Source organism: uncultured Campylobacter sp. (genome assembly GCF_938045405.1).
GTDB lineage: Bacteria > Campylobacterota > Campylobacteria > Campylobacterales > Campylobacteraceae > Campylobacter_B.
The window spans coordinates 1-10723 of sequence record NZ_CALIMW010000160.1; the positions used below are offsets into that span (position 1 = coordinate 1).

The following is a 10723-nucleotide window of genomic DNA, read 5'->3' on the forward strand; positions in this document are numbered from 1 at the left end:
CGCAAATTTAGCAAGCTTTAAATTTTAAAGCTATAAACTTCGCTTCAAATTTTAAGGATCAAAAATGCTAGAACTCCCCTTTATCGGCATTGTCGTGGGCTTCATATCGGGCTTTTTCGGTATCGGTGGCGGCACGGTCGTAATGCCCGTGATGATGGCTCTAGGCTACGACGTCAAGACCGCCGCGGGCATCTCGGTGATGCAGATGTTCATCGTCTCGCTTTTCGGCTCATATCTGAACTACCGCGCGGGCAAGCTTCGCCTAGATAGCGGCATCGCGGTGGGGCTCGGAGGGCTGTGCGGCGCGAGCATATCGGGCTTCATCGTAAAATACTCGCCAGAAATCGTGCTTGAGATCGGTCTTTTGCTGACGCTTGCGATTTCATTCCTCAAGCTCTTTAGCACGAACGTAACAAGCGGCGGTAACGCCGATCCCCACGGCGCGGTGCTGTTTTTCATCGGCTTTGCTATCGGCGCGATCGCGCTTAGCATGGGCGTGGGCGGCGCGGTATTTCTGACGCCGATTTTGGTCGGATTTTTAGGCGTCGATATCAAAAGAGCGGTCTGCATGGGGCTGTTTTTTATCGTTTTCGGCTCATTTAGCGCGCTTTTGAGCCTTTCGTACAACGGTCACGTAGATTACGAACGCGGCGCGCTGCTAGCCGTGGGCGGGCTTTTGGGCGTGTATTTCGGCACCTCTCAGGCTCGCCGTGCAAAGCGCGAAACGCAGAAAAAATGGCTGCTCGTCCTTTATGTCGTGCTATTTGCACTGGCGCTAAAAAAGATGCTACAGTAGCGCCCGCTGTAGTAGCGCTGTAGCGATTGCCGCGCTATAGTTTTGCCTTGCCTCGGTTTTGCTACAAGCGCGGTTTAAGCATTCGCGCTATTTTGCTACGCTATCCTTTTGCGTCTCGTAGTTTTTTGCTTTGCCGTCCTCTTACACTGCGCGCGTTTGATCGCCGTTTTGCCGCGCTGCGTAAAATGTCGCGTTTCGTCGCGCGAGTAAAATTTTAAAACGAAATTTCAAAAAGCGCGAGTAAATTTTAAAAGCAGAATTTTAACTAATCGCGTTAAAATAGCGAAGTTGCACATCTTTCGTCCTATGGAGGCTAGATGGCGAAATAAAATTTACAAATTTTAAAAGGACTTGGATTGACGAACTTGATTTTAGCTGGGCTAGGCGGCTGTGTAGGCGCGATGGCGCGAGTAGGCCTAAGCGGAGCGATCGCGCGTGCAATGGATCGCGCCGGATTTTGGAGCGCGTTTCCGATCGCTACTTTTTGCGTAAATGCGCTGGGAAGCTTGCTGATAGGGTTTTTACTCGCACTAAATTTAACGCAGAGCCTGCGGGTATTTTTTATCGCAGGCGCGCTGGGCGGCTTTACGACATTTTCTACGTTCAGCTACGATACGCTGCAATTATTGCTGGCGCGAGAATTTGCTATCGGTGTGCTAAACGCGGTCTTAAGCGTATGCGCCTGTATGCTTTTTTGCTACGCTGGGCTGCTCGCGGGCAGAGCGCTTGCAGGCTAGCCGTGGAGCACGTGAGCTTTAAATTTAAATCGCCTCTATGTTTGCGCTTTTAAATCAAAATTTATTGAAAGTGCCTGCGCTACGGAATTTTATCGCGCGCATGTGCTGCAAAATCTGCGAGCGATGGGCACAATCCCACATGCCGTGCAGTTTTGCGAAAGGGCGCGCAGCAAGTAGTTTCGCAAAGTGCAATATCAAGCAGGAATTATAAGACGAGCAAATCGTAAGACGAGCGAAAAGTAAAGCGAGCGAGAGGGATTGTAGCTAAATAATGGTGCTCGGCGTCGGGCAGGCTGGCAAAATCCAGATAAATTTGAATTTGCGTGCATTCTCTGCGTATCTTGTTCGCCGTAGCTTTGTGAAATTTCGCTATCTTGCGCCTAGTTATCGCGACGCCCTAAAAATTTCGCTGTCTTGGCGCGGATAAAATAAACCTAAGCCGCGCGATAAATTTTAAAACCTCCGCGGACAAATTTTAAAGCTTGAAGCTTAGAATTTTAAAATTCTCACGTAAATTTTAGAAGCTAAATTAAAGCGCCCGAAATCACGATCTTATGTGTCAAATCCTGCAGCACTATCTTAGATTTATCGCAAGCGGCTGCGAGCCCTCTTAATTTCATTTCTGCAAATTTCATTGACCTGCTCGCCCTCGCTATTTCGCAAGATAACCTCGTAGTCCGTGATTTCGCGACCTTTGTTATACCCCTCGATATATCTGAACCTTGATAAAACTATTTTAAAGGATTCCACATCGTCTAAAGTATACTTATCGCCGAGCTTTACGTAGTTAAAATTCCTACTAGTAAGCGTATGAAAATTATTAAATTTTTGCTTTAAATTTAGCGTATGAATTGCCGTGGATGCAGCGTCGTTATCGCAGCTATTGATTTCGCTCTCATCAAAGGCAAGCGCGAGGCAAATTTCATCTCCGCAGATTACCTTTATATCTTTGGCGCGGCTGTTTATACGGATGGTCTGTCGCCACCCATCGCCCTCTATCTCAAAGACGTTGCGAGCGAGTTTTTTGGCTATTTCATCTCCGACATAGCCTCTGGCTTCAGATTTATCAGCCCAACCAAGCGCAGAGTAGTTCGGTTTTTGCGGAAAAACTGCAAGCGGAGTTTGAAGCTCGCTTATAGCGTTTAAATTTTCCTCGGTGCCTTGTGGAGCCGCAAAAGAGGTGCCTCTCATAGAGTGTAGATTAAAGAAACCGATAAATTTCCTCACGACCTTATGCGCCGTTTGAGAAAATATCTTGGCTTCATTTTTAAAAAGCGAAATATCGTAGATGCCGTAGCTATAATATCCAAGCTCTCTACTCACCCACCTTTCGTCCGGCGAACGATCGATCTCGTCGTATCCATAGTAGCGCTCTGGCATATCTTTTTGTAGCAAGAAGTCGTCGCTATCGCTGTCTTTATACCTAAGCCAGACCCCAAAATCGTCCTTAATGTATAGATAATCAAACTTCGCACCTCCTGCGAATTTTTTCTCGCCTAGCCAAAATACGGGTCTTTTGTCTAGAGGTGGCAGAGCGGCGACCGGGGGCAAATTTTGCAGCTCTTTTTCAAATTTTTCATCGATATAATCGCAAGCGCTAGTGGGCATACTAGGATCGCAACCCTCGGGCGTATCGGATGAAAAAAGCAAATTTAAAATCACAAATATATACAGCACAAAAAGCACGCATGCAACGCTCACGACCAAGGCGGTAATTTTTAAAATTTTTATAAAAGTTTTCATATCTAAATTTTACCTCGTTGCACCTAAAAAGCATAAAATTTTGCTTTAAATTTGAAATCCTCCGCGCATTATCTGTACGCTTCGCCTATTACTTCGCTAAGGCTTTTTAGCAGCTCGTCCGCGGCTTCCGCTTTATCGCGTGCGCCGCGATTTCTGCCGTTTGAAGCGCCGGGTCCCGCCCCGCTTACGCAGTCTTGCACGAAATACCACCAAAAATACCCACCCACGTAGTTTTTCGCGTAGCGCGGCATCGTATAATACCGCCTCATCATCGCCTTTTTGCTCGCCTGCGTAGCGCCCGACGCCGTGTTTCCGCACTCGCCGATACCGAGCTTTGAAGCGGGGAAGGTGCTTTGCAGATCGGTAAAAATTTCGCTCCAATCAGGCGCAAAGCCCTCGTTATCGTCCTCGTAGTAGCTTACGAAAAGATAATCCAGCCCCTCTTTCATATCCTGCGGCACGAATTTTTGCAGCCACTCGCGCATCTGTGTTTTCTGCGCTCCGCTCGGCGTATAATACGCCGTAAGCGCCGTCTTGGCGCCCTTTTTGTGGATGAGCTCGAAGGCTGCGATCATCTTGGTAGCGATGAAATTCGTATCATCCCCCAGCCAGCCCTCGCCGTTTATTTCGTTGCCGATCTCCCAGATCTGCACGTAGGGCGCGAGCGCGGCGAAGGCGTCCGCGAACCTCTTTTCGTAGCTTTTCACGCTTTTGTACGAGCTCATCTCGTAGGAGTCCACGGGGCAGGCCATCACGTACGAAACCTCGCTAAGTCGCCTAAAAAGAGGCTCGTACTCGCGCGGGCTAATTTCTTTTGACATTACGACGCGCACGGTCGGCTTTACGGGCAGGGCTTGCAGGGCGTGCACGATGCTTTGTAGCTTCGCGCCCGAGGCGTCTTGCGCATCCTCGTACCAGCCGTCGTCGATCGTAACGCCCCAGATGAAGTCGGATTCAGAATTTTGCTTTGAAATTTTATTTGGATTTTCGCCGTAAAGCGCCCCGCAAAACAGCACCCCGCAAAACAGCGCGAGAAATATGTGTTTGAAATAGACCACGGCTTGCTCCTTGATTTTAAATTTTAAAAATTTAGCTCTCTGCCGATTTTTTATCAGCCGATCAAGCAATCAAAATTTATCTCTTGCCTCTAAAATCATAAGAATAATACGAACGAGAAAAGCCCTCTACGCTGAATATAGCAAAAGCGTTAAGCGCAAGAGCCGCTAAGCTGAGCAGCACCGTAGCAGGCAGTGAAAAGCGCGCCAAAAACGCATTTGCAATAGCAGCAAGTACAAGCGCAATAAAGCAATATGAAAATATCGCGACTCCGCTAGTGTCAGTAAGTTCCTGATAAAATCTATAAAAAAACAGAAACGATGCGATGAATCCCAATGCAAGTAGTATTTGAGCGATGATGCCGCCCGCTAAAAATATAAATAACAATACGCCTATAAATATTGCTGCAAAGGCAATGGCTGCGTTACGCAAAAGGCTGCGGCTTGCGGTAAGCTTGGAGATGTTATAAATGCTAAAGATAAAAAGCACGAATGCCGCTGCGCTTAGTAGCACTCCCAATCCACCGTAAATTCCTAATAGCAATAGCACCAGTTCGGCTATAGCTTTTAAGGCGCAGGCTGCGATGAAGGTGTATTTGATGAGCGCTATCTCTTTTTCTTGCGGGTTTGAGGGCTGCTGATCTTGAGTGTGCAGGTAGTCGTTTAAGTCCATGGTTACTCCTTGAAATTTATGTAGAAGTATATCTAAAAAACGAATAGGTAAAAATAAATTTCAAAATTTAGTGGCTCGCCGACGTGGTACAAGGCAAGTGCCGTATAAGGGCGGATAAATTTAAGAGATAAATTTTAAAATTTAGATCGGAATTCCAGCGCTGACGTGGTGGATAAATTTTAAACGGGCTATAAATTTAAAAAGATTTGAGATAAATTTCGCGCAGATCTGCAAATTTAAAATTTACAAATCCGCGCAGACTGCTACAAGCGTGACTCGTAGCGACGTAGCGTGTAAAGACGTTTAAGCATCTTTTTGCGAGCTGAAATTTTTTGCTTTTTGCGGACTTCCGTCATCGGCTCAAAAAATCGTCTCGCGCGGACCTCGGTAACGACTAGGTTACGATCGGTCTGCTTCTTAAAGCGTCTGTAAGCTTCGTCAAATGATTCGTTCGGATATACCTTTACTCCAGGCACTTTCCTCACCGCCTTTCAAAAAAATGAATCGTGAGTTTAGCGAAAAATTCCTTAAATTTGCTTTTGAAGCGCTTTTTTATACTTCCACACGCTTTTGTTGTTGCGAGTATCTATCATCGAAAGCTCTAAAAGTAGGCTTTCACTTGCTTGTGCAGTAGAATTTTTAGCTGCAGAATTTAAGCTTTTTGATTTTTTAGATCCTGCCTTACCGTCGTTTGCCACAGCGGGACTTTGCGGTAAAATTTTACCTACCAAGATGTAATCCGGCGCGTAGATCGAGCCGCTTTCTACGGTGTGATAGCCATGGCTTACGCCATCGTTGCTAAATACGAGTTCGTCTTTGCTTGGAGCGTCTGTGACGACTGCTTTGCCTGAATGCAGCAGTGAAATTCTAATTTTTTTGCTCAAAAATTCCGCATCCACGCCGTGCGCGTTCGTTCCATCCAGTGGCTCGATGCCGACGATACTAAATCTACCGCCTTTCTTGCCGACAATACGCTTTGAGAGTAGATCAGCGATGCTTTCGCCTGCAATGCGCTCCAGATATGCGTTTGGATATCCAGCGTGGTCGATGCCTCCAGTAAGCGCCGAATTATCCGTGCTTTTAGAGCCTTTAAGCGCAGCGCAGCCTGCTAAAAAGACACATAGTAAAATCACGAAAAAACTTATTTTAAAATTTTTCATAGCATTTCCAAATTTTATAAAATAAACTCCGCGATTATAGCGAGATTTGGTTAAATTTCGTTTTTTATAAGCAAAATTTGTAACGGATATTCCGCTCGTTCCTTTAATTTTGAGTTAAAGATTCCTTGATATACTTTCTGCCAATTTATTCAGAAAATTCTCGGGGTGCTTATGAAAAAAATCATTAAAAGAGACGGAAGTTTTCAAGAATTTCAATCCTACAAAATAAAAGATGCTATCAAAAAAGCCTACAAAAGCGTTGGTAGCGAGTTTGACGAAAAAGTCTTTAATAATGTAATGAGCGCGATCGTTTTTAAAGAGAAATTAAGCGTCGAAGATATTCAGGATCTCATCGAGAAAAAGCTCTTCGAAGCGGGCGATTTCGCCGTTTTGAAAAGTTTTATGATCTACCGACACACGCACAAGATGCAGCGCGAGCACATTTTGGGGCTTGAGGAGGATACGACCTACATCAACTGCACCCAGACGGTCAATGAATACATCAGCAAGCAGGATTGGCGAATTTTAGCAAATTCCAATACCAGCTACTCAAACGCAGGCCTGATAAACAATACCGCCGGCAAGGTCATCGCAAACTACTGGCTAGATAAAATTTACTCTCGCGAGGAGGGCGCGGCGCACCGAAACGGCGACTATCATATCCACGATCTGGACTGCCTTACGGCGTATTGCGCGGGCTGGAGCTTGCGCGTGCTTCTAAACGAGGGCTTTAACGGCGTGCGCGGCAGAGTCGAGAGTAAGGCGCCGAAGCATTTTCGCGAAGCGCTGTATCAGATGGCAAATTTCCTTGGAATTTTACAAAGCGAATGGGCGGGCGCACAGGCGTTTAGCAGCTTTGATACGTATCTAGCGCCATACGTTTTCCGCGATAAATTAAGCGACGATGAGGTCAAAAAGGCGATCACGAGCTTCGTGTTCAACCTAAACGTCCCGGCGCGCTGGGGGCAGAGCCCGTTTACCAACGTCACCATCGATATGACCTGCCCGGATGATCTAAAGACTCAGATCCCTACGCACAATAACGAGCATCTATTTAAAAATTTACGCGACGAGGAGCTTTTGGCCGAGGCTAAAAGGCGCGGCAAGGACTCGCTCGAGGCTTTGACTTACGGCGATTTCGAGCCCGAGATGAACCGCATCGTGATCGCGTTTTACGAGGTTTTAACCACAGGCGATAAGTGCGGCCAGCCGTTTACCTTCCCGATTCCTACGGTAAATTTAACGGAGGAGTTTGATTGGGATACGCCTGCGGCCGACGCGGTATTTGAAAACACCGCCAAGGTAGGCTCTAGCTATTTTCAAAATTTTATCGGCTCGCAATATATCACGAATGAAAAGGGCGAGCGCGTACCCAATCCAAAGGCGTATAAACCTGGCGCCGTACGCTCGATGTGCTGCCGCTTGCAGCTTGATCTGCGCGAGCTTCTTAAGCGCGGCGGAGGGCTTTTCGGAAGCGCGGAGATGACGGGAAGCATCGGCGTCGTAACGATAAATTTAGCCCGCCTAGGCTATCTGTATAAAAATAACGAAGAGGCGCTGTATGCGAGGCTGGATGAGCTTTTAGAGCTTGCTAAATCGACGCTTGAGAAGAAGCGAAAATTTGTTACCGAGATGTTCGAGCGCGGCTTGTATCCATATACGAAGCGCTATCTGCCGGGCTTTAATAACCATTTCAGCACCATCGGTATCAACGGCGCAAACGAGATGATACGAAATTTCAGCGGTAACAAAGAAGATATTACGACGGAATTCGGGCGTAAATTTGCCCTTAAAATGGTTGAGTATCTGCGCGAAAAGATCCGCTCGTTTCAGGAGCGCACGGGCAATCTATACAATCTCGAAGCCACGCCTGCCGAGGGAACTACGTATCGCTTCGCCAAAGAGGATAAGAAGCGCTACGTAGATATCATCCAGGCGGGATTTGATAAAAACATATACTACACCAATTCGACGCAGCTTCCGGCAAATTTCGGAAGCGATCCGTTCGAAGCTCTGGCGATGCAGGACGAGCTGCAAAGCTCCTATACCGGCGGCACGGTGCTGCATCTGTATATGAAGGAGCGCATCAGCTCGGCTCAAGCGTGTAAGCAGCTCGTAAAAAGCGTAGTGCAAAACTACAAGCTTCCTTATATCACGATCACGCCGATTTTCAGCGTTTGTCATAAGCACGGCTATATCGCGGGCGAGCATGAATACTGTCCGAAATGCGACGAGGAGCTACTCGCGGAATACAAAGCCAAGCAGAGCAAGGGCGCCTAAATAGCGATTTAAATTTTAATCTTAATGAAAGGATGGAGAATGGAATTTCCAAAAGAGTTAGAAGCAAAACGCACAAAATGCGTCGTTTACACAAGAGTAATGGGCTATTTGCGCCCAGTAGAGAGCTTTAATATCGGAAAGAAGGGCGAACACAAAGAGCGCGTCTTTTTTGAAGAGAAAAAAGACAAAAAGCAGATCGCCTAGTCGCCGCTACCGGCCAAATGCAACAAACGCATACGAAGCCGCCGCAAGCCTTAAACCTGCGTAACGCGCAGATTTACGAGATCACGCCGTTTACGATGCTTGATTTTGCCGATCACATCGCCGCGATCGCGTGGTTTTGCGGCTGCAATATGCGCTGCAATTACTGCTACAACCCACAAATCGTTACTTCACGGGGTAAAATTTCAAACGAAGAGTTTCTGCGCTTTTTGGATGCGCGCGCGGGCAAGCTTCAGGGCATCGTATTTAGCGGCGGCGAATGCACCTGTGCGAGCGATTTTATCCCGCTGGCGCACGAAGTTAAGCGGCGAGGCTTTTTACTCAAGGTTGACACCAACGGCTCAAATCCGCAAAAGATCGAAGAGGCGCTAAGCCTAGGGCTGATCGATTATATCGCGCTTGATTTTAAGGCGCCGCGGCAGGATTTTGAACTCATCACGAAATCAAGTTTATATGATAAATTTCTACAAACTCTTAGGCTTTTGCTGCGGCGAAATTTTAAATTTGAGGTGCGCACGACCGTGCATGCCGATTTTTTAAACGAAGCAAAGATCGAGCAGATGGCGCAAATTCTATACAGCGAGGGCTACCGCGGCGTCTATTATCTGCAAAGCTTCCTGCCTACAGGCGATAATTTCGGCCATTTAGACGCGCCGCTTGCGAGCTTTGATCCGAGCAAAATCCGTACCGATCTAAAGATCGAACTTCGAAATTTTGATTAGATTTGCGCTGTCGCGTGCGTCTTGCTGCGATGAATGCGATGAAATTTTATTTAGCGCGCGCATTGTCCGGCGTATATTGTGCCTCGATAAAATTCCGCCTCGCCGTTTGCCGTAATGGCGCTTGCTGCAGGCATTGGCGAAAAGTAAATAGATGGAATCGCACCGCATGCCTTTAAAATTTCATCATAAAATTCTTCCATCATAAAATTTTATCCCAAAGCTTCGCCATAAAATTTCATTTCAAAGCTCCAAGTATGCAGCCGGTATAAAATTTAGCTTTTGCTCGCTCAGTCGCAAAATTCCGCCATGTGCTCCTGCCGAGCTGTGTGCGTCTTATAAAATTCCGCGCAAATTTTACGGGTGAAATTTCACGCTTTTAAATTTCACCTGCAAAGCCTTCGATAAGATTTTTTTCGTTACAATACGCCCTAAATTTTTAAAAAGGCAAAAAATGGATAGGAAAAAAATCTACAACCCCTTCTCCGACGAGACGCTTACCGATCGCAAGGTCTTCGGCGGTAATCCGCAGGGTATTTTAAATTTTACTAAGGCGAAATATCAATGGGCGCTGAAACTTTGGGATCTGATGGAGGCCAACACCTGGTTTCCTAAAGAGGTCGATACCACCGACGACGTGCGCGATTATAACTTCAATCTCACAAGCGCCGAGAAGCGGATGTATGATCTCGTGTGGAGCCAGCTGATATCGATGGATAGCTTTCAGACCAACAATCTCGCCGATAATATCAACCCCTACATCACGGCTCCGGAGATCAACGCCGTGCTCGCTCGCCAAGCCTACGAGGAGGCCAACCACAGCAAATCCTACGCCGTCATGGTCGAGGCGATCTGTGAAAATACCGATCTCATTTACGAGATGGAGAAGCACGACGATATGCTCCGCAGGAAAAACGACTACATCTCAAGCGTCTATGAGGAGCTTGCGGGCGAGGTTAGCGACGATAAGTTGCTGCTCGCGATGGTGGCGAATCAAATTTTAGAGGGGATCTACTTCTACAGCGGCTTTACCTCGATCTATGCGCTCGCTCGCGCGGGCAAGATGCTAGGCAGCGCGCAGATGATCCGCTTCATACAGCGCGACGAGATCACGCATCTGCTGCTCTTTCAAAACATGATAAATTCCGTCCGCAAGGAGCGCGCCGATCTGTTTAACAAGCGCAACGTGGATAAAATTTACGAGATGTTCGAGACGGCGGGGAGCTTAGAGATCGATTGGGGCAAATACATCACGGATAACCAAATCATGGGCTTTACGGACGACATCATCGAAGAATACATCCACTACCTGGTCGATCAGCGCCTGCTTGCCATCGG

9 protein-coding genes and 1 pseudogene are annotated in these 10723 nt (G+C 47.1%); 5 read left to right on the plus strand and 5 right to left on the minus strand.

From position 1 onward, the window contains the following. Positions 1–64: 64 nt before the first annotated feature. Both Q0140_RS06125 and Q0140_RS06130 read left to right on the plus strand, forming a co-directional pair. The gene (locus Q0140_RS06125) at positions 65–796 is read left to right on the plus strand and encodes a sulfite exporter TauE/SafE family protein (RefSeq protein ID WP_297962832.1); all 732 of its coding nucleotides are present in this window, start codon (positions 65–67) and stop codon (positions 794–796) included. A gap of 356 nt (positions 797–1152) precedes the next feature. After that, positions 1153–1533, plus strand: coding sequence for a CrcB family protein (locus tag Q0140_RS06130; protein ID WP_297962834.1), 381 nt, complete (start codon positions 1153–1155; stop codon positions 1531–1533). A 585-nt stretch (positions 1534–2118) separates the two neighbouring features. Here Q0140_RS06130 and Q0140_RS06135 read toward each other — a convergent pair. The 5 genes from Q0140_RS06135 to Q0140_RS06155 form a co-directional block, all read right to left on the minus strand. Beyond that, positions 2119–3276 carry a hypothetical protein gene (locus Q0140_RS06135; protein WP_297962835.1) on the minus strand — a complete coding sequence of 386 codons (1158 nt, stop codon included), beginning with the start codon at positions 3274–3276 and terminating at the stop codon, positions 2119–2121. Between the two features lie 68 nt (positions 3277–3344). Next, a complete protein-coding gene (locus tag Q0140_RS06140) occupies positions 3345–4334 on the minus strand; it encodes a hypothetical protein (RefSeq protein ID WP_297962837.1) in 990 nt (329 codons plus the stop codon). A 76-nt stretch (positions 4335–4410) separates the two neighbouring features. After that, positions 4411–5004: a hypothetical protein gene (locus tag Q0140_RS06145; protein ID WP_297962839.1), complete on the minus strand. Its 594-nt coding sequence runs from the start codon at positions 5002–5004 to the stop codon at positions 4411–4413. 263 nt (positions 5005–5267) lie between these two features. Then, the gene (rpsU, locus tag Q0140_RS06150; RefSeq protein WP_005869392.1) at positions 5268–5480 is read right to left on the minus strand and encodes a 30S ribosomal protein S21; all 213 of its coding nucleotides are present in this window, start codon (positions 5478–5480) and stop codon (positions 5268–5270) included. A gap of 51 nt (positions 5481–5531) precedes the next feature. Next, the gene (locus Q0140_RS06155) at positions 5532–6164 is read right to left on the minus strand and encodes a hypothetical protein (RefSeq protein WP_297962841.1); all 633 of its coding nucleotides are present in this window, start codon (positions 6162–6164) and stop codon (positions 5532–5534) included. 171 nt (positions 6165–6335) lie between these two features. On the opposite strand from Q0140_RS06155, the pseudogene Q0140_RS06160 reads away from it, so the two are divergent. From Q0140_RS06160 to Q0140_RS06170, 3 genes and pseudogenes are all read left to right on the plus strand, one after another. Then, positions 6336–8648, plus strand: a pseudogene (locus Q0140_RS06160) (ribonucleoside triphosphate reductase). A 17-nt stretch (positions 8649–8665) separates the two neighbouring features. Next, positions 8666–9388, plus strand: a complete 723-nt coding sequence (locus Q0140_RS06165; RefSeq protein WP_297962843.1) for an anaerobic ribonucleoside-triphosphate reductase activating protein — start codon at positions 8666–8668, stop codon at positions 9386–9388. A 451-nt stretch (positions 9389–9839) separates the two neighbouring features. Beyond that, the coding region (locus tag Q0140_RS06170) for a ribonucleotide-diphosphate reductase subunit beta (RefSeq protein ID WP_297962845.1) at positions 9840–10723 on the plus strand (884 nt) is incomplete at its 3' end.